The sequence below is a fragment of the Nocardia sp. NPDC003482 genome (assembly GCF_053588115.1).
Genome location: NZ_JBSFPI010000019.1, coordinates 13,871 through 31,453 on the forward strand (window position 1 = coordinate 13,871; position 17,583 = coordinate 31,453).

General features: G+C 69.2%; 19 protein-coding genes. 12 read left to right on the forward strand and 7 right to left on the reverse strand.

The genetic code is table 11. The annotated features are described in order from the left end of the window. Window positions 1-9 precede the first annotated feature (9 nt). Window positions 10-1,209, reverse strand: a complete 1,200-nt coding sequence (locus ACWDSJ_RS26890; protein ID WP_450035127.1) for an acyl-CoA dehydrogenase family protein — start codon at window positions 1,207-1,209, stop codon at window positions 10-12. A gap of 52 nt (window positions 1,210-1,261) precedes the next feature. Here ACWDSJ_RS26890 and ACWDSJ_RS26895 point away from each other — a divergent pair, with 52 nt between their 5' ends. Genes ACWDSJ_RS26895 through ACWDSJ_RS26915 form a run of 5 tightly spaced genes read left to right on the forward strand, consistent with a single transcriptional unit; the run spans window position 1,262 to window position 6,881 of the window. Further along, window positions 1,262-2,812 (forward strand): FadD3 family acyl-CoA ligase, encoded by a 1,551-nt coding sequence (locus ACWDSJ_RS26895; protein ID WP_450035129.1) that lies wholly within the window; start codon window positions 1,262-1,264, stop codon window positions 2,810-2,812. Then, window positions 2,809-3,684 carry an enoyl-CoA hydratase gene (locus ACWDSJ_RS26900; RefSeq protein ID WP_387368343.1) on the forward strand — a complete coding sequence of 292 codons (876 nt, stop codon included), beginning with the start codon at window positions 2,809-2,811 and terminating at the stop codon, window positions 3,682-3,684. Before ACWDSJ_RS26895 ends, ACWDSJ_RS26900 begins: the two co-directional genes overlap by 4 nt. Continuing rightward, the gene (locus ACWDSJ_RS26905) at window positions 3,684-4,814 is read left to right on the forward strand and encodes an acyl-CoA dehydrogenase family protein (RefSeq protein ID WP_450035131.1); all 1,131 of its coding nucleotides are present in this window, start codon (window positions 3,684-3,686) and stop codon (window positions 4,812-4,814) included. The genes ACWDSJ_RS26900 and ACWDSJ_RS26905 overlap by 1 nt, the downstream gene beginning before the upstream one ends. A 19-nt stretch (window positions 4,815-4,833) precedes the next feature. Next, window positions 4,834-5,832, forward strand: coding sequence for an acyl-CoA dehydrogenase family protein (locus tag ACWDSJ_RS26910; RefSeq protein WP_450035133.1), 999 nt, complete (start codon window positions 4,834-4,836; stop codon window positions 5,830-5,832). Beyond that, window positions 5,829-6,881, forward strand: coding sequence for an acyl-CoA dehydrogenase family protein (locus ACWDSJ_RS26915; RefSeq protein WP_450035135.1), 1,053 nt, complete (start codon window positions 5,829-5,831; stop codon window positions 6,879-6,881). Before ACWDSJ_RS26910 ends, ACWDSJ_RS26915 begins: the two co-directional genes overlap by 4 nt. Window positions 6,882-6,903: 22 nt before the next feature. Here the strand turns inward: ACWDSJ_RS26915 and ACWDSJ_RS26920 are convergent, their stop codons facing one another. Together ACWDSJ_RS26920 and ACWDSJ_RS26925 are read right to left on the reverse strand one after the other, a co-directional pair. Further along, window positions 6,904-8,583, reverse strand: coding sequence for a DNA glycosylase AlkZ-like family protein (locus ACWDSJ_RS26920; RefSeq protein WP_450035136.1), 1,680 nt, complete (start codon window positions 8,581-8,583; stop codon window positions 6,904-6,906). A gap of 75 nt (window positions 8,584-8,658) precedes the next feature. Further along, window positions 8,659-10,047 (reverse strand): amino acid permease, encoded by a 1,389-nt coding sequence (locus tag ACWDSJ_RS26925; protein WP_450035138.1) that lies wholly within the window; start codon window positions 10,045-10,047, stop codon window positions 8,659-8,661. Window positions 10,048-10,130: 83 nt separating this feature from the next. Here ACWDSJ_RS26925 and ACWDSJ_RS26930 point away from each other — a divergent pair, with 83 nt between their 5' ends. From ACWDSJ_RS26930 to ACWDSJ_RS26940, 3 genes are read left to right on the forward strand one after another with little or no spacing between them, the layout of a single operon-like run. Further along, window positions 10,131-10,883 (forward strand): DUF427 domain-containing protein, encoded by a 753-nt coding sequence (locus ACWDSJ_RS26930; protein WP_450035139.1) that lies wholly within the window; start codon window positions 10,131-10,133, stop codon window positions 10,881-10,883. A 36-nt stretch (window positions 10,884-10,919) separates the two neighbouring features. Further along, window positions 10,920-11,114: a CopG family transcriptional regulator gene (locus ACWDSJ_RS26935; protein WP_450035140.1), complete on the forward strand. Its 195-nt coding sequence runs from the start codon at window positions 10,920-10,922 to the stop codon at window positions 11,112-11,114. After that, entirely contained in the window at window positions 11,111-11,497 is a 387-nt protein-coding gene (locus tag ACWDSJ_RS26940; protein WP_450035141.1) for a type II toxin-antitoxin system death-on-curing family toxin, read from the forward strand. The genes ACWDSJ_RS26935 and ACWDSJ_RS26940 overlap by 4 nt, the downstream gene beginning before the upstream one ends. Here ACWDSJ_RS26940 and ACWDSJ_RS26945 read toward each other — a convergent pair. Both ACWDSJ_RS26945 and ACWDSJ_RS26950 read right to left on the reverse strand, forming a co-directional pair. Continuing rightward, complete coding sequence (locus ACWDSJ_RS26945; protein ID WP_450035142.1) at window positions 11,488-12,231, reverse strand: SIR2 family NAD-dependent protein deacylase; 744 nt, start codon at window positions 12,229-12,231, stop codon at window positions 11,488-11,490. The genes ACWDSJ_RS26940 and ACWDSJ_RS26945 overlap by 10 nt on opposite strands. A gap of 9 nt (window positions 12,232-12,240) precedes the next feature. Continuing rightward, on the reverse strand, window positions 12,241-13,134 hold the full coding sequence (locus tag ACWDSJ_RS26950) for an AraC family transcriptional regulator (RefSeq protein ID WP_450035144.1): 894 nt from the start codon (window positions 13,132-13,134) through the stop codon (window positions 12,241-12,243). A 61-nt stretch (window positions 13,135-13,195) separates the two neighbouring features. Between ACWDSJ_RS26950 and ACWDSJ_RS26955 the strand changes: the two genes are divergently transcribed. The 4 genes from ACWDSJ_RS26955 (at window position 13,196) to ACWDSJ_RS26970 (ending at window position 15,924) form a co-directional block, all read left to right on the forward strand. Then, entirely contained in the window at window positions 13,196-13,843 is a 648-nt protein-coding gene (locus ACWDSJ_RS26955) for a TetR/AcrR family transcriptional regulator (RefSeq protein WP_450035146.1), read from the forward strand. Between the two features lie 71 nt (window positions 13,844-13,914). After that, the gene (locus ACWDSJ_RS26960; RefSeq protein WP_450035147.1) at window positions 13,915-14,718 is read left to right on the forward strand and encodes an alpha/beta fold hydrolase; all 804 of its coding nucleotides are present in this window, start codon (window positions 13,915-13,917) and stop codon (window positions 14,716-14,718) included. Continuing rightward, a complete protein-coding gene (locus tag ACWDSJ_RS26965) occupies window positions 14,715-15,506 on the forward strand; it encodes an SDR family oxidoreductase (RefSeq protein WP_450035148.1) in 792 nt (263 codons plus the stop codon). The genes ACWDSJ_RS26960 and ACWDSJ_RS26965 overlap by 4 nt, the downstream gene beginning before the upstream one ends. A 10-nt stretch (window positions 15,507-15,516) precedes the next feature. After that, complete coding sequence (locus ACWDSJ_RS26970; protein WP_450035150.1) at window positions 15,517-15,924, forward strand: cupin domain-containing protein; 408 nt, start codon at window positions 15,517-15,519, stop codon at window positions 15,922-15,924. A gap of 128 nt (window positions 15,925-16,052) precedes the next feature. Here ACWDSJ_RS26970 and ACWDSJ_RS26975 read toward each other — a convergent pair whose 3' ends face one another. Continuing rightward, window positions 16,053-16,373, reverse strand: a complete 321-nt coding sequence (locus tag ACWDSJ_RS26975; RefSeq protein ID WP_450035152.1) for a hypothetical protein — start codon at window positions 16,371-16,373, stop codon at window positions 16,053-16,055. Further along, window positions 16,373-17,569 carry a Rieske 2Fe-2S domain-containing protein gene (locus ACWDSJ_RS26980; RefSeq protein ID WP_450035153.1) on the reverse strand — a complete coding sequence of 399 codons (1,197 nt, stop codon included), beginning with the start codon at window positions 17,567-17,569 and terminating at the stop codon, window positions 16,373-16,375. The genes ACWDSJ_RS26975 and ACWDSJ_RS26980 overlap by 1 nt, the downstream gene beginning before the upstream one ends. Between the last annotated feature and the right edge of the window lie 14 nt (window positions 17,570-17,583).

The following is a 17,583-nucleotide window of genomic DNA, read 5'->3' on the forward strand; positions in this document are numbered from 1 at the left end:
TGGTCCTTCCTACCGGGCCTCGCGCGGCAGCCCGAGCACGCGTTCGGCGATGATGTTGCGCTGCACCTCGTTCGAGCCGCCGTAGATGGTGTCGGCGCGGCTGAACAGGAACAATCGCTGCCATTCGGTCATGTCGTCGGGGAGGGCGACCAATCCCGGCGCGCCCAACACCGCCATCGCCAGCTCGCCCAGATCGCGATGCCAGTTGGCCCACAACAACTTCGACACCGACGCCTGCCCGGCGGCCGTGCGCGCGTCGACGTCGGTGTGCGCGGATTCGAGGGTGCGCAGCGCGTGCGCCCGCAGCACCCGCAACCCGACCCACGCCTGATCGAACCGCTCGGCCAGCACCGGATCACGCAGCGCCCCATTGGCTTTCGCGACATCCTCCAGGTTCGACAGCTCCCGCGCGAACCGGATCTGCTGCCCGACCGTGGAGATCCCGCGCTCGAAGGTCAAGGTGCCCATGGCGACTCGCCAGCCGTCGCCGGGCGCGCCCACCACGAGGTCGGCCGCGGTCCGCGCGTTGTCGAAGAACACCTCGTTGAATTCGGCGGTCCCGGTGAGCTGCACGATCGGCCGCACCTCGATCCCCGGCTGCCGCATCGGCACCAGCAGATACGAAAGCCCTTGGTGGCGTTGGGAACCCGGTTCGGTGCGGCACAGCACGAAACACCAGTCCGACAGATGCGCCAGCGAGGTCCAGATCTTCTGCCCGTTGAGCACCCACTCGTCGCCGTCGCGCCGCGCCGAGGTGGTGACCGCCGCGAGGTCCGACCCCGCGCCCGGCTCCGAATACCCCTGGCACCACAGTTCGGTGACCGACCGGATGCCCGGCAGGAATCGCCGCTTCTGCTCCTCGGTGCCGTAGGCCAACAGCGTCGGCCCGCACAGTTCCTCCCCGACGTGCGAGACCCGCGCGGGCGCGTTCGCGCTCGCGTACTCCTCGTGGAAGATCACCTGCTGGCGCAGCGTCGCCTCGCGCCCGCCGTACTCCTTCGGCCAGCCGAGGCAGGTCCACCCGGCCGCGGCCAGATGGCGATCCCACGCCAGCCGCTCCTCGAACGCCTCGTGCTCGCGGCCCGGACCGCCCAGCCCGCGCAGCTCCCGGAACTCGCCGTTCAGGTTCTCCGCCAGCCATTCCCGCACGTCGGCGCGGAAGCGGGCATCATCCGAGGTGTCGGGATCCGGGGTCTGGCTCACACTCACTCCGGTAGAGTAACCTACCAAGCACTTGCTTGTTAACCGATCGAGGACGGCCGTGACGACCCTGGTCCAGACCACCCCGCTCGCCCTGCACGAGGCGGCGCGCGATTTCGGTGACGAGATCGCCATCATCGACGGCGGCACCCGGCTGACGTGGACGGACCTGCTCGACGCCGTGCGCGAGGCGGCGGGCGCGCTGATGGCCCGCGGCGTCGGCCGGGGCGACCGGGTGGCGATCTGGGCGCCCAACACCTGGCACTGGGTGGTCGCCGCGCTCGGCGCGCATTACGCGGGCGCCGCGCTGGTTCCGCTGAACACCCGGTACGTGGCCGAGGAGGCCACCGATGTGCTCGAACGCGTCCACGCCGCGGCCCTGTTCGTGGTGGGGCCGTTCCTCGGCCGCGATCGGCTGGCCGAATTGCGTTCCACCGCACCGAATCTGGACATCGAGACGATCGTCGTCATCCCTGGTGACGCGCCCGGCGGGGCGACCGGCACGGCCGTCGAATGGGCCGACCTGCCCCGGCTCGCCGCCGAGGTCGCCCCCGAACTGATCGTCGAACGCGGCGAATCCGTTGCCCCCGAGGATATCTCGGACATCCTGTTCACCTCCGGCACCACCGGGCGCAGCAAGGGCACCCTGGTCGCGCACCGGCAGGCGCTCGGCGTGGTGCGGGCCTGGGTGGAACGCGCCACCCTGCGCACCGGCGATCGCTATCTGGTGATCCCGCCGTTCTTCCACAACTTCGGCTACAAGGCCGCGATCCTCAGCTGCCTGGTCACCGGCGCGACCATCGTGCCGCAGGCCAGTTTCGACGTCCCGGAGACCCTGCGGATGGTGCGGGATCTGCGGATCACCGTCCTCACCGGTCCGCCCACGATCTACCAGACCCTGCTCGACCATCCGCGCCGCGGCGAATTCGATCTGAGCAGCCTGCGGGTCGCGGTCACCGGCGCGTCGACGGTCCCGGTGGTGCTGATCGAGAGGATGCGCGCCGAACTCGAATTCGAGGTGGTGGTCACCGCGTACGGCCTGTCGGAATCGGCCGGATTCGGCACCATGTGCCGGCCCGACGACGACCCGGAGACCATCGCCAACACCTCGGGAGAGGCGATCGCGGACTTCGAGATCCGCATCGACGCCAACGGCGAGGTGCTGCTGCGCGGCCCCAATGTCATGCTCGGCTACCTCGACGATCCGGAGAACACCGCGAAGACCATCGACGCCGACGGCTGGCTGCACACCGGCGATGTCGGAATCCTCGACGAGCGCGGCTATCTCAAGATCACCGACCGGCTCAAGGACATGTACATCAGCGGCGGCTTCAACGTGTATCCGGCCGAGGTGGAACAGGTCCTGGCCCGGCTCGACGGCGTCGCGGAGTCCGCGGTCATCGGCGTGCCCGACGAGCGGATGGGCGAGGTCGGCAAGGCGTATGTGGTCCGCAAGCCGGGATCCGCGCTGACCGAGCAGGACGTGATCGCGCACGCCAAGCAGAGCCTGGCCAATTTCAAGGTGCCGCGCCACATCGAATTCCGCGACGCGCTGCCCTACAGCGCCGCGGGCAAAGTGCTCAAGCGCCAGCTACGTGAGGAGATCTCGTGAGTTCCGATCCGATACCCGACGAGGGTGAGGTCGTCACCTACGAACGCCGCGGACCGGTCGCGATCGTCACAATGAATCGCCCGCGCTACCGCAACGCGCAGAACTCGGCGATGACCTACGCGCTGGACGCGGCCTTCACCCGGGCGGTCGAGGACGCCGAGGTCAAGGCGATCGTACTGGCGGGCAACGGAAATCATTTCAGCGCCGGGCACGATATCGGCACCCCGGGCCGCGACCATCACGCGCACTACGACAACAAGGCCGCGCTGTGGTGGGACCACGTGGACCGGCCGGGCGGCGATCAGCGCTTCGCCCGCGAGCTCGAGGTGTATCTGGGCATGTGCCGCCGTTGGCGGGAGATCCCCAAGCCGACCATCGCGATGGTGCAGGGCGCGTGCGTCGCGGGCGCGCTCATGCTGACCTGGGTGTGCGATCTGATCGTCGCCGCCGACGACGCCTTCTTCTCCGATCCGGTTGTGCGCATGGGCATTCCGGGCGTGGAGTACTTCGCCCACCCGTGGGTGCTGGGCCCGCGCCGGGCGAAGGAGGTGCTGTTCACCGGCGACCGGTTCAGCGCCGAGCAGGCGTACGAATGGGGCATGGTCAACCGGGTGGTGCCGCGCGCGGACCTGGAGGCGCACACCCTCGCCCTGGCCGAGCGGATCGCGGCCATGCCGCAGTTCGGGCTGGCGCTGACCAAGAAGGCCGTCAACCAGTGTGAGGATCTGATGGGTATGCGCGCGGGCATGGATTCCGTCTTCGGCCTGCATCACTTCGCCCACGCACACAACGCCGAGGTCGGCGTGGACTCGCTGGGCGGCATGGACGCGCGGTCGATGAAGGCGAGCGCACAGGCGAGCGAGGCGAACTAGTGGATCTCGAATTCGATACCGCGGCAACCGAATTCCGGCGCGAGGTGCGCGAGTTCCTGCGCGCCCACCTGCCCGCGAAACCCTTGCCCTCGATGGACACCCGCGCGGGGTTCGAGGCGCACCGGGAGTGGGAGCACACCCTCGCCGAGGCCCGGCTGTCGGTCGTGTCCTGGCCGCGCGAGTACGGCGGCCGCGACGCCTCGCTGCTGGAGTGGGTGCTGTTCGAGGAGGAGTACTACGCCGCGGGCGCACCCGGCCGGGTCAGCCAGAACGGCATCTTCCTGCTCGCGCCCACGCTGTTCGAGCACGGCAGCCCCGAACAGCTCGAGCGCGTCCTGCCCCGGATGGCCCGCGCCGACGACATCTGGGCACAAGCGTGGTCCGAGCCGGAGGCGGGCAGCGATCTGGCGGGCATCCGCTCCACCGCGCGCCGGGCCACCGGCGGCTGGATCCTCAACGGGCAGAAGACCTGGAGTTCGCGCGCCTCGTTCGCGGACTGGGCCTTCGGGCTGTTCCGCAGCGATCCCGACGCCGAACGGCATCGCGGGCTCACCTACGTGATGTTCCCGCTGACCGCCGACGGGGTGAGCGTGCGGCCGATTCCGCAGCTCGACGGCGAACCCGGATTCGCGGAGATCTTCCTGGACAACGTGTTCGTCCCCGACCGCGACGTGATCGGGGAGCCGAACCAGGGCTGGAAGGTGGCGATGAGCACCTCCAGCAACGAGCGCGGCCTGTCGCTGCGCAGCCCCGGCCGGTTCAACGCCACCGCTGCCCGGCTCGTCGAGCTGTGGCGCGACGTCGCCGACCCGGCCGATACCGAGGCGCGAAATCGCGTGGTGGACAACTGGATCGGGGCCGAGGCGTACCGGCTCAACACCTGGGCCACGGTCACCCGGCTCGCCGAGGGCGGCAAGCTGGGCGCGGAATCGTCGGTGAACAAGGTGTTCTGGTCCGAGCTGGACATCGCCCTGCACGAGACCGCGCTCGAGCTGCTGGGCCCCGCCGCCGAACGCGTCGGCGACTGGTCCGACGGCTACCTGTTCTCCCTGGCGGGCCCGATCTACGCCGGTACCAACGAGATTCAGCGCAACATCATCGCCGAACGCCTGCTCGGCCTGCCGCGTTGAACCGCAGAACGGATTGTCGATGAGATTCGCAGCAACCCCCGAACAGCGCGACTTCGCCGCGAGCCTGCGCAAGATGTGCGAGGCGGCCGGCACGCCCGGACTCGTGCGCGCCTGGGCGGGCGGCGATCACCGGGGCGGGCGCGCCCTGATCCGCCAGCTCGCCGGGGCCGGGGCGCTCGGCCTGGCCGTCGCCGACGAGTACGGCGGGATGGGCGCCGAGCCGATCGATCTGGTGGTGGCCGTCCAGGAATTCGGCCGGGCCGCGGTGCCGGGGCCACTGGTGGAGACCGCCGCGGTGATTCCCGCTCTGCTGCAAGGGCTTTCGGACCACGGTCCGGCGCGGCGCTGGCTGGGCGGTTTCGCCGAGGGCAAGTCGCTGGGCACGCTGGCGCTGGAGCCGGGGCTGCCCGCGGTCGACGCCGACGTCGCCGAGGTGGTGCTGCTCGCCGACGGCGATCGGCTCTACACCGCGCGGCGCGGTGATCTCGTGCGGTCGATCGATCCGGCGCGCCGCCTGTTCACGGTGGTGGCCGACGAGGTGGTGGCCGAGGGCGAGGCGGTGACGGCGGCGCTGGCGGCCGCGTTCGACGCGGGCGCGCTGGCCACCGCGGCGCAGCTGCTGGGTGCGGGGCGGGCGCTGCTGGACACGACCGTCGCCTACGCCAAACAGCGGCACCAGTTCGGCAGGCCGATCGGCCAGTACCAGGCCGTGAAGCATCAGCTGGCGAACGTGCTCATCGGCCTCGATCTGGCCGAGCCGCTGCTGTTCCGCGCGGCGCTGACATTGGACACGCCCGATCGCGCCCGCGACGTGTCGGCGGCCAAGGTCGCCTGCGCGGACGCCGCCTACCGGGCCGCGCGCACGGCGTTGCAGGTGCACGGGGCCATCGGCTACACCGCCGAATACGATCTGTCGCTGTGGCTGACGAAGGTGACCGCGCTGCGATCCGCCTGGGGCACAGGGGATTTCCATCGCGCGCGGGTGGCGCGCGCGTTGCGGGCGGAGGCGAGCGCGTGAGCGACACCGCGGAGTTCCGGGAGCTGGCCGACACCGTGCGGGCGGTGCTCGCCAAGCACGGCGATCGGGACGCGTTGCGCCGGGCCGTATCCGGCGAACTCGGCTACGACGAGCAGCTGTGGACGCTGCTCTGCGAACAGGTCGGGGTCGCCGCGCTGGCGATTCCGGAGGAGTACGGCGGCGTCGGCGCGGGCCTGGCCGCCGCGCTGGTGGTGGTCGAGGAACTGGGCCGCACGCTGCACGCGCCGCCCATGCTCGGTTCGGCCGTACTGGGCACGCAGGCCGTGCTGCTCACCGGGAACGAGGAGGCCGCCGCGCGGCTGCTGCCCGAGGTCGCCGAGGGCGCCCGCACGCTGGCCGTGTGCTGGGCCGGGTCGGCGGGCTGGGACGAGCCCGGGGTGCGGGTCGACGACGGAAGGCTCGACGGCACAGCGCATTACGTCCTCGACGGAACGGTGGCCGAGACGCTGATCGTGGTGACGTCCGACGGCCTGTACGAAATCGACGCCACCGCACCGGAAGTCACGCGCGCGACGACACCCACCCTGGACCCGACGCGTCGCCTGGCGGAGATCACGTTCACCGCCGCGCCCGCACGCCACCTCGGCGGCGACGCGGAAGCCGTTGCCCGCCTGCGTGATATCGCCTGGGTCGCCCTCGCCGTCGAACAGGTCGGCGCCGCCGACGCCTGCCTCACCGCCACGGTCGACTACACCAAGTCCCGAGTCCAGTTCGGCCGCCCCATCGGCGGCTTCCAGGCCCTCAAACACCGCATGGCCGACCTCTACGTCCTCATCGAATCCGCCCGCTCCGCCGCCTACCACGCCCTCACCACCCTGACCACCGAAAACCCCTCGGCCGCACTGGATCTCGCCACCGCCCGCATCCACTGCTCCCGCACCTTCGAAACGGTCACCGGCGAGATGATCCAACTCCACGGCGGCATCGCCATCACCTGGGAACACGACGCCCACCTGTACTTCAAACGCGCCCACGCCGACGCGCAGCTGTTCGGCGCGCCCGCTCGGCCGTTGGCCCGCCCGGCCTGATCCTTTTCGTAGGGCGAGCAGTTCAGGACTTGTTCGGACCGGCGTCCGACGGAGCGACATAGCGTGCGCCCTTTCGCGCACCGATCAATACCAACGCACCGTCGGCCGCCATCCGTCGCAGTACTCTCGATGCCTGATCCGGTGTGATCATGCACAATTCGGCCGCTTGAGCGCGACTGATAGAGCCGAACGACTCCACATATTGCGTGATCATCCGCTCCTGTTGGATCGAATCCGTACCTCGGACTCGAACGTAGGCGGGCGGGTTGTCCAGCGCCTTGTAAACGCCAGCCGAGAGGTGATACAGACGTCCCCGACCGCTTCCTCGCAGCTCCACCAGCCCTGCCTCGATCATCCGACTGAGACCTGCCCGAGTCTCGCCGAGGGTCCGATGTAATTGCTCGGCGATCTCATTGGCGGAAAGCTTTGTCTGGGCGCGGAGTTCGTGCAGAACCTGCAGATCGAACAGACTCATGGGACGTCCCGTCGTCGACTCGTTTTGCGAGATGACGCGAGCAAGAGGCAGATCCGCGTGTCCGAGCGGCACAACGGCACGCACCATGTGATCGGTCGATTGCGAGTAATCTGGCGCGTCTCGGCCCAGACGCAGCAGAGATGCGAACATCAAGCTGATACCGCGGCCGCTTCGTTCGACCAACCCAGCACGGCGGAAAGCGTCGGCCAGGAGCGGACTTCGTGGTTGGGACACCGTGAGTAGGTTGTCGAGTCGCACGCCAGGGGGGAACGCGCCAGGGCTCGTGACCTCGAAACTGTCGTCGTTGATCACCACCCGAACCGGACCCATCGCCGTATAGTCCCGATGCACCAAGGCGTTGGCGATCGCCTCGCGCACAACGACTATCGGAAGATTGGGAATCGAAATTCGAAGCATTCCCAGTTGCAGCTCTTCATCCCGATTCCAGGTGGCCACCCGGTCGAAAAGGTCCTGGGCCACCTTGAGCAGTGGCGCCTTGGTGAAGTGGTTCACCTCCATAGCGAGTCCACTGAAGAGCTGGAAGGCAACCTCATGGTTCGGCATGTGCTGCACCACAGCGTCTTCATTTCCGAAGAGCAGGACCGCACCCAAAGTAGGCCGGTCCACATCGTCGTCGGTCGGTTTCACAACACCGAGAGCGCGACAGATCTCGACATTGGACAGACCTGCGATCACCGAGTCGGCGCCGGATGCGGACGCCATGGTCCGGAATCTGTCGAACTCTTTCGGATCGAGGTCCTCCATCGTCGCGCCCCGAGCAGGTAGCGAAGCGAAATCAACCGCACCTCTGTCGATCTCGCGAGCCAGCATTTCGTAAGCCGGGAAGGGAACGCACTGCGGCGTGCCGTCTATCTTCAATGTGCGGCGGAGGTAGACACCACCGGATGTGCCGACGATCCGAGACGACTTCGGTACTTCGACGGCGATGACTTCACAATCGTCGATCGTCATCACTCGGGTGAAGGTTTGCAGGAGAGGGACGGTTCTGCTCGCGATCAGGGCGTCGACACGCCGGGGGTCGGTTCGGTCACCGTGCCGCGGTGTCGCACCGGTAATACGTCCGTCGTCCTCGACGCCGATCAAAAGCACTCCCCCTTCACCGTTCGCCATACAAGCGACGGTTTCGACGAGGGCGGTGTCGTTGAAGTTCGAGCCCCGCTTGAACTCGGTAGTGAGAGTCTCGCCGCGAGCGATCAGCTCCCGCACTCGAGCAACGTCCATACGCACAGCTTATACATAAATTTACACCTTTGTCCTGACAGTATGCCGTTTGTCGCATATTTATGGGGTGCCGTGCTCGAGGACCCGAACCTCCCGGACCGGGGGGATGCGGCCGAAGCGGGCGCGCAGGGGGTAGGCGGCGGCCACGACCAGGAGGCTGACGGTGGAGGCGAGGAGTTGGGGGCGGAGGGTGGGCATGACGGCCGCGGAGATCAGGACCACGGCGAGGGTGGCGATGACCAGCCAGCTCGGGTAGGGGTGGGCCCACATGCGGAAGGTGAGGGCCTCGGGGTCCTCTCGGTCGAGGCGGGAGCGTAACCGCAACTGGGACACCATGATCGCCAGGTAGAGGAAGGCGAGCAGGACGCCGACGGAGTTCACCAGGAAGGTGAAGACGCGGTCGGGCGAGACGTAGGAGGCGACGACCGCGCACCAGGCGGCGACGGTGCCGAGCAGGACCGCGCGGGCGGGGACGCCGCGGCGGTTCACCCGGACCAGCCCGGCGGGGGCGTCGCCGTCGCCGGTGAGGACGTAGAGCATGCGCGAGGAGACGTAGATCGCGGAGTTCAGCACCGACAGGACCGCGGTCAGGATGACCACCTGCATGATCGTGCCCGCGGCAGGGACGCCCATCCGGTCCAGAGCGCTGACGAACGGGCTGGTCAGGACCTTCGCGTCGTCCCACGGCAGGATCGTCACGACCAGGAGGATCGACGCCACGTAGAACAGCCCGACCCGCCACAGCACATTGCTGGTGGCCCGCGCCACGGCCTTGCCGGGCTCGGCGCTCTCGGCGGCGGCGAGCGTGACGATCTCGGTGCCGCCGAAGGCGAAGATCACCACCACGATCGCCGACAGCATCCCGGATACGCCGTGCGGGACGAAACCGCCGTGCGCGGTCGGATTGTCCAGTCCGCCATGGCCGTTCGGCCACAGGCCGAGCACGTAGAGCACGCCCAGGATCAGGAACACCACGATCGCGGCGACCTTGATCGAGGCGAACCAGAACTCGAACTCGCCGAACGACCGCACCGAGAACAGGTTCACGGCGGTCATGACGATCAGCAGCGCGGCCGACAGCGTCCAGGCGGGCAGGTCGATCCACTGGCCGAGGATGGCCGCGCCCGCGGTCGCCTCCGCCCCGACCAGGACGACGTACATGTACCAGTAGAGCCAGCCGACGGTGAATCCGGCGAAGGGCCCCAACGCCATTCGCGCGTACTCGGCCAGCGATCCGGCGACCGGGCGGGCCACCACCATCTCCCCCAGCGCCCGCAACACCAGCAGGACCAGCGCGCCCGCCGCCGCGTACGACACCACCGCCGCGGGTCCCGCGGTGCGGATCACCGAACCGCTGCCCACGAACAATCCCGCGCCGACCGCACCCCCGATGGCCAGCATGGTCATGTGCCGACGCCGCAGCCCGGTCCGCAGGCCCGTCCTCGTCATTCCGTTCACCCTCTGTTCGCCCGATTGTTGCCGACCCAGCGTAGCCAGCGGCCGTTTTCCGCTGCGGGGTACCTTGGGGTGGTATGACCGAAACGAATCGGGGCCGGGTCCGGATCGAGCCGAGCGCCAAGCGGGTCCGGGCCTACGTGGCGGGCCGCCTGGTCGCCGACACCAGCATGCCGTGGCTGGTGTGGGAGGGCCCGCACTACCCCACCTATTACATTCCGCTGGCCGATGTGCGCGCGGAATTGAAACCCACCGGCGGCACGCATCGTTCGCCGAGCCGCGGCGACGGCGTCGAATACGACGTGCTCGTCGACGGCCTCACCAAACCCGCTGCGGCCCTGCGCTATCCGGACTCCCCGCTCCCCGACCTGCGCGACCTGGTCCGCCTGGACTGGAACGCCATGGACGAGTGGTTCGAGGAGGACGAACCCGTCTACGTCCACCCTCGCAGCCCCTACACCCGCGTCGACATCCTGGCCAGCTCCCGCCACATCCGGGTCGAGATCGACGGCGAAACCGTAGCCGACTCGCACTCCCCCCGCATCCTGTTCGAGACCGGCCTCCCCGCGCGCTACTACCTCCCCATGACCGACGTCCGCATGGACCTCCTCACCCCCTCCCCCACCCGAACCAGCTGCCCCTACAAGGGCACCGCCGAATACTTCACCGTCCACACCGGCGACACCCCCCACCCCGACCTCGCCTGGCTCTACCGCCACCCCCTCCCCGAAAGCCAGAAGATAGCGGGCCTGGTCTGCTTCTACAACGAGAAGGTGGACACCTACGTCGACGGCCGACTTCAACCCCGCCCCGAATCGCCGTTCAGCTGACTCTTGGTACCACGGTGGTACCGTATTGGAGTGGCCATGAATCTGCGACTCACCGACGAGAACGAGGCGAGCGTCCGCGCGCAGGCCGAGCGGGAGGGACGAAGCATGAACACCGTGATCAACGACGCGATCGCGGAATACGTCGCTCGTCGGCGACATCGCGACCTGGTCCATGCCGAGATCAGCTTCGCGATCGAGGAGCATCGCGATCTGCTGAACGAACTGAAGTGATCTACCTCGACGTCGAGGACATCCTCGCGATCGCCTACTCCGTGACGGAGGGTAGAACGAAGGTCCGCGACGCGGGGCTGCTTCAGGCGGCCGTTTTTCGTTACCGGACAACCGTTTTCGGGGAGGACGCCTATCCGAGCCTGTTCGACAAGGCGGCCGCCTTGCTCGAATCGCTGGCCCGCAATCATCCGCTCGTCGACGGCAACAAACGCACCGCGTGGACCGCGGCGGCGGTCTTCCTCGGCATCAACGGCCATCGGGTGACCCTGGCCAACGCCCCTCTCGCCGAGACCTATCCCTTCGTCATCGCCGTCGCTACCGGCGAGCTCGCCGACATCGAGAAAATCGCGGCCCAACTGGCGAAGTTCGCCGGTCAAGCCTGAAGCATCTCCTCCACCAGTTTCGGGATGGCGGTGCCTATGGGTTCGCGGATGATCTCGGTGGCGTAGGGGTCGTAGGGGGTGGGGTCGGCGTTGACGATGATCAGGGCGGCGTCGGCGCGCAGGGCCACCGCGCAGAGGGAGGCGGCGGGTTCGACCTGGAGGGAGGTGCCGATAGCGAGGAAGACGGCGCTCTTCTCGGCGATGGCCTGGGCGGCGTAGAGGGCGGCGGGGTCGAGATTCTGGCCGAACATGATGGTGGCGGCCTTGAGGATGCCGCCGCAGTCGGGGCAGGCGGGGTCGGGTTCGCCGGCGGCGACGCGGTCGAGGGTGGCGGCCATGGTGGTGGTGTGGTCGCAGGCGACGCAGACGACGTCGAACATGTTGCCGTGGATCTCCACGACCGACTCCGCGGGGGAACCGCCGCGCTGGTGCAGGCGGTCGATGTTCTGGGTGATGATGCCGACCTCGCGGTGCTCGGCCAGCCGGGCCAGAGCGCGGTGCGCCGCATTGGGTTCGGCTCGCCAGGCGGGGTTGTCGCGGCGGGCGAGCCAGGCCCGTTGGCGCAGTTCGGGATCGGCGACGTAATTCTGATAGGTCGACAGCAACTCGGCCATCGGGTCCTCGGTCCACACGCCGCGCGGGCCGCGGAAGTCGGGGATGCCGGAGTCGGTGGAGATCCCGGCGCCGGTGAGGACGCCGATGGGTCCGGTGCGCTGCCGCCAGCCTGAACTCATGGGTCCAGGTTAGGCGGCCGGGCGGGCGGTCGACCGGCGGTACCGGCCGGGCGCCTGACCGAATTCGCGTTTGAACGCCTTGGCGAAGGCGAATTCCGAGGCGTAGCCGACCCGGCGGGCGACGGCGGCCAGCCCGGCGTCGCTCTCCCGGAGCAGCCGCGCCGCGGTGAGCATCCGCCACCGGGTCAGATACGCCAGCGGGGCCTCGCCGACGGTGGCCGCGAACCGGCGGCCCAGCGTCGCCCGCGAGACGCCCGCGACCGCGCTGAGCGTGGCGACCGTCCACGGGTACCCCGGATCGTCGTGGATGGCCCGCATTGCCGCGGACACCGCCGGATCGGTGAAAACCCCGGTGCGCGAACAGCTTTCGGGCGATTCGAACCAGGCGCGCAGCGTGAACAGCAACAGCATGTCCAGCAGCGCGGGCAACGCCGCGTCGCTGCCCGGGCCCGGCGCGGACACCTCCGCGGTCAGCAGCTCGACCGCCCCGCGCAGCGCCGGATGCCGATCCGACCGCCCGGGCAGCAGCACGAAATCGGGCAGCCCGTCCAGGAGCGGATGCCGCCGACCGAGTTCGTATGCGCCACAGAGCAATTCGACCCGTTCCCCGGGACCGTCGAGTTCGCGCGGCTCGCCCGGCATCGCCACCTCGGTCACCTCGGCGTCCGGATCGCTCACCAGGACGTGCGCCGAACCGCGCGGCATCAACAGCACGTCGCCCGCCGTCATCGCCAGCGGCTCCCCCTCCGGCGGCAGCGCCCAGCACGAGCCCCGCAGCAGCACGTGGAATCCGGCGCTCGGCACCAACGGGTACCGCCTGCCCCACGGCGCGTGCCGGACGAACAGCCCGGCGGCCGGGCTGCCGGTGCGCACCGCCGCGATGGTGTCGCTGAGAACGTCCACGAAATCAGCCTAACCGAGCTTTGATACGCTCATGTATCCATCAGCGAGGAGGGGCTCGAGCATGGCGGCGTCCACCGAGGCCGATCAGCCGGTCACGCAGCGCGGCGTACGGATGACCAAGCGCCGCGCGGAGACCCGTCGCCGCCTGCTGGAGGCGGCCTTCGACGCGTTCGCCGCCGAGGGCTTCGGCCGGTGCACGGTGGAGCAGATCTGCGAGCGCGCGGGCTACACCCGCGGCGCGTTCTACTCCAACTTCACCTCGCTCGAGGAACTGTTCCTGACCATGTGGCAGCAGCGCTCCGATCACATGCTGCGCGAGGTGACGGCCCTGCTCGACGAAACCCCCGCCGCCGAGACCACCGATCTGCGGCACGGCATCGAACGCGTCCTGCGCGCGGTCCCCGTGGACGACCGATGGATTCGCATCACCTACGAATTCACCGCCCACGCGCTGCGCTACCCCGCCCTGCGGCGCACCATGGCCGCCCGCGAGGAGGCCATCGTCGCCGCCCTGCTGCCCAAGGTCGAGGCGCTGCTGAACCGCGCGGGTCGCCGCGTCACCGACCCGGCCCGCCTGGGTCCCGCCCTGGTGGCCGTGCACGACGGCACCGCCACCCAATGCCTGCTCGAGCCCGACAGCGACGCGGCTCGCGAACACCGCGTCGACCTGTTCCACCGGGTCGTGCTGTCCTACAGCGAGCCGTTCTGATGGCCGGGAGGCGGTGCCGCGCAACCGAAGTCGCTCCGATCGGGGAATTCGTCGAGGCCGGGGGCGCTCGGGTGCATGTTCGGCGGGACGGTGACGCGGGGGCGAAAACCGTTGTGCTGCTGCACGGTTTCAGTGGTTCGCTGCGGTGGTACGACCGGGTGACGCCGCTGCTGGCGGCGCGGCACCAGGTGGTTCGGGTCGATCTGCGGGGGCACGGGTACACCGGCGGGCACGACGATCTCGACGCTCCGGCGCAGGGTGCCATGGTGGCGGCGGTGCTCGCCGCGCTGGATCTGAAAGACGTTGCGGTGGCAGGGCATTCGTTCGGCGCCGATGTGGCCTTGGCGACGGCCGAGCGGTCGGAGCGGGTGGGTGAGGTGGTGTTGATCGATCAGGCACCCGATTACGGCCTGGCCCGCTTCCCGCCCGACAACGGGTTGCTCGGGCACGCGCTGCTCGGGCCGCTGCTGCATCGAATGGCGTTGCCCGCCTTCGTTCGCCGGGGACTGCGTTTCGGTGTCGCACCGGGTTTCGCTCTCGCCGCCGCCTTCGAGCACGCCGATCAGGGGGTGCTCGATCACCGCGCGATGAGTCCGCGCATGGCGCGCGTCGTGCTGGTGGACCGGCGACGCAGGCTGGCCGCGCGGCCGCTGGACGCGCAGGTGCGCGACCTCGGGCTGCCGACGCTGGTGCTGCACGGGGAGCGCGATCGGCTCTACGACTGGTCCCCGACCGCCGCGCGGTATCGTGCCGTCGGCGCGCGCGTCGAAATCCTCACCGGCGCGGGGCATTCCCCGATCATCGAGCGTCCCGGCGAGGTCGCGCGGTCGATCGCGGAGTTCCTGCGCGCACCGATCACCAGGAGAACAGCATGACCACCGCCCTGATCACCGGCGCCTCCTCCGGTATCGGCGCCGCGACCGCCGCCGCGCTGGTCGCCCGCGGGTATCGCGTCATCGGCACCAGCCGCAAACCCGAGACCATTCCGGAGTCCGATCGCGTGGCGGGCGTGGAGTACCGGGCACTGGATCTCACCGATCCGGCGGCCATCGAGACCTTCGCGGCGGACCTGGGCGAGATCGACGTGCTGATCAGCAATGCCGGGGAGAGTCAGGCCGGGCCGCTCGAGGAGTTGCCGCTCGACGCGATCGAAAGACTGTTCCAGGTCAATGTTTTCGGCCCGGTGCGGCTGGCCCAGCTGGTGCTGCCCGGAATGCGGGCGCGCGGGCGCGGGCACATCGTCATGATCGGATCCATGCTGGCGAGTTTTCCGCTGGCCTACCGCTCGTCGTATGTGGCGACGAAGGCCGCGATCAAGGGTTTCGCCGACGGGATGCGGCGCGAGGTGTCGCCGTTCGGCATCTCGGTCACCACCGTCGAGCCCGGTTCGATCAATACCGGGATCAGCACGCGGCGCACGATCTACGTCGGGGAGAACTCCCCCTACCGCGCCGAGGTGGACATCGTGCTCGCCGCGTTGGCACGCAACGAGGCCGCGGGCGTCTCCGCGGAGAAGGTGGCGCGGGCCATCGCCGGGGTGGTCGAATCGCCCCGGCCGTTCCGGGCCGTCGGCAGCCGTGCCCCGCTGGTGTTCGCGCTGAAACGGCTGCTGCCGCAACCCGTTCTGGACCGGATCGTGGCCGCCATGCACGGCCTGAAGTAGGAGGACCCTCATGCCGGACCGCCCCGCTCTGGCCGCGGCCCTCGATCTGGAACCCCACCCCGAGGGCGGCTGGTTCCGTGAAACCTGGCGCAGCCCCATCGAATTCGCGCCCGAGGGCTACCCGGGCCCGCGCGCGGCGGCCACCGCCATCTACTTCCTGCTCATGCCCGGGGAGAAATCCGCCCCGCACACCGTCCGCTCCGACGAGCTGTGGCTGTGGCACGGCGGCGGCCCGCTCGCGCTCGACATCGGCGGCGAGGAGATCGTCCTCGGCCCCGACATCGAACGGGGCCAACGCCCCCACGCCGTGGTCCCCGGCGGCGTCACCCAGTCCGCCCGCCCCCTCGGCCCGGACCACGTCCTGGTCACCTGCGTCGTCTCCCCCGGCTTCGACTTCGCCGACTTCCGACTGGACTGAGGACCCGGCCCGCTACTCCGGCACCGACGGCCCGGCTACGGCAGCCGATTACTCCGGTACCTCGAGTGGCCCGGCCCCGGTGGCCCGCGACTCCGGAACCTCGACCAGCCCTCGGCCCTGGCGGCCCACTACTCCGGGACCTCGAGAAGGCCCTCGGCCACGGCGTGGTCGATGGTCTTCTCGAGGTTCGGGCAGGAGTCGGGGCGGCCGGGGCCGGTGTGCAGGTCGCGGAAGATCGGGCAGTGGGCGGCGGGGTCGGCCGTCCACTGCACCGAGGTCTGGTGGGCGCTGGCCTTGCGGACCAGGACGCCCGTGCCGCAGGTGGCACACGAGAGCGGGGTCATGCCGTCCTCGAGGTAGCGCTGCTTGTCGACGACCGTCTGGGCGCGCACCCGCGCGAGCCACTCGGGACGATCCGCGAAATCCGGTGCCTTCGCCCATCGGGTCATCAGGCGTTCGCCTCCTGCGCCGCCTCCTGCTCGCGCTTGCGGCGCAGGTTCTCGGCGACCTCGGCCTCCCACGCCTCGTTCGCCTTGGTCGTGTCGACCTCGAACTCGAAGCGCTGCACCGACTTCGGATCGATGTCGACGACGTCCACGTAGAACTGGTCGTACCAACGGCGCAGCTGGTAGACCGGGCCGTCCTCCTCGCACAGCAGCGGATTGTCGATCTTGGACTTGTGCTTCCAGATCTCCACGTCCTGGAGGAAGCCGACGCTGATGCCCTCGGTCATCTTGGCCGCCAACTTCTTCGACGCCTCGTCGTCGATGCCCTTGGGCTTCTCCAGCGTGATGCCCCACTGCAACACGAACGAGTCCTGGGTGACCGGGTAGTGGCAGTTGATCAGCACACTGCGCACCTCGAATCCGCCGTAGAAGTTGTGCAGCGGATTGATCATGTAGGACGGCCCGTAGTACGCGGCCACCGACTTGAGCAGGGTGTCGCCGTACTGGCTGCCCATGCCGACGTCGGGGCGGCTCTTGGTCTCCAGGTACTGGCTGGCGATGTGGCCCTCGAAGACGTTCTTGAAGTACGTCGGATAGGCGAAGTGGATGTAGAAGAAGTGGGCCATGTCGACCACGTTGTCGATGATCTCGCGGCAGTTGGCGCCCTCGATCAGCATCGAGTTCCAGGTCCAGTCCGTCCAGCCGCTGTCGAGCGTCTCGCTCGTGTTGCCCTCGGTGTCCTGGTAGGGACCCTCGATGTAGGGGATGGTGATGTCGTCCGGCGGCGGATTGCCCTCGTGGTCGTGCCAGACGAACAGCTGGCCGTTGCGCTCGAGCGTGGTCCAGGCGCGGGTGCGCGCCAGCGGCGGCACGCGCCGCGCGTACGGGATCGAGGTGCATCGGCCGTTGCCGCCCCAGCGCCAGTCGTGGAACGGGCAGGCGACCGAATCGCCCTTGATCTCACCCATGCTCAGATCCCCGCCGAGGTGTCGGCAGTAGGCGTCGAGCACCCGCAGTTCCCCCGAGCTGTCGGCCCAGACCACCAGCTTGGTGCCGAATGCCTGCACGGCGTGCGGCTTGCCGTCCCGGAACGATGCGGCCAGGCCCAGGCAGTGCCAGCCCCGCGCGTATCGCGTGGGCGTGGACCCGACGTCGATCTCACGGATCTTCCCGCCGCGCGCAGGTGCGGTTTCCGCCATTGTGATCCCTCCTC

What these genes read in the sequence shown, in the direction of transcription:
- ACWDSJ_RS26910 (WP_450035133.1), top strand. Translation starts at nt 4,834, where the DNA reads ATGAGATTCGCAGCAACCCCCGAACAGCGCGACTTCGCCGCGAGCCTG.
- ACWDSJ_RS26925 (WP_450035138.1), bottom strand. Translation starts at nt 10,047, where the DNA reads ATGACGAGGACGGGCCTGCGGACCGGGCTGCGGCGTCGGCACATGACC.
- ACWDSJ_RS26930 (WP_450035139.1), top strand. Translation starts at nt 10,131, where the DNA reads ATGACCGAAACGAATCGGGGCCGGGTCCGGATCGAGCCGAGCGCCAAG.
- ACWDSJ_RS26935 (WP_450035140.1), top strand. Translation starts at nt 10,920, where the DNA reads ATGAATCTGCGACTCACCGACGAGAACGAGGCGAGCGTCCGCGCGCAG.
- ACWDSJ_RS26945 (WP_450035142.1), bottom strand. Translation starts at nt 12,231, where the DNA reads ATGAGTTCAGGCTGGCGGCAGCGCACCGGACCCATCGGCGTCCTCACC.
- ACWDSJ_RS26955 (WP_450035146.1), top strand. Translation starts at nt 13,196, where the DNA reads ATGGCGGCGTCCACCGAGGCCGATCAGCCGGTCACGCAGCGCGGCGTA.
- ACWDSJ_RS26965 (WP_450035148.1), top strand. Translation starts at nt 14,715, where the DNA reads ATGACCACCGCCCTGATCACCGGCGCCTCCTCCGGTATCGGCGCCGCG.
- ACWDSJ_RS26970 (WP_450035150.1), top strand. Translation starts at nt 15,517, where the DNA reads ATGCCGGACCGCCCCGCTCTGGCCGCGGCCCTCGATCTGGAACCCCAC.
- ACWDSJ_RS26975 (WP_450035152.1), bottom strand. Translation starts at nt 16,373, where the DNA reads ATGACCCGATGGGCGAAGGCACCGGATTTCGCGGATCGTCCCGAGTGG.
- ACWDSJ_RS26980 (WP_450035153.1), bottom strand. Translation starts at nt 17,569, where the DNA reads ATGGCGGAAACCGCACCTGCGCGCGGCGGGAAGATCCGTGAGATCGAC.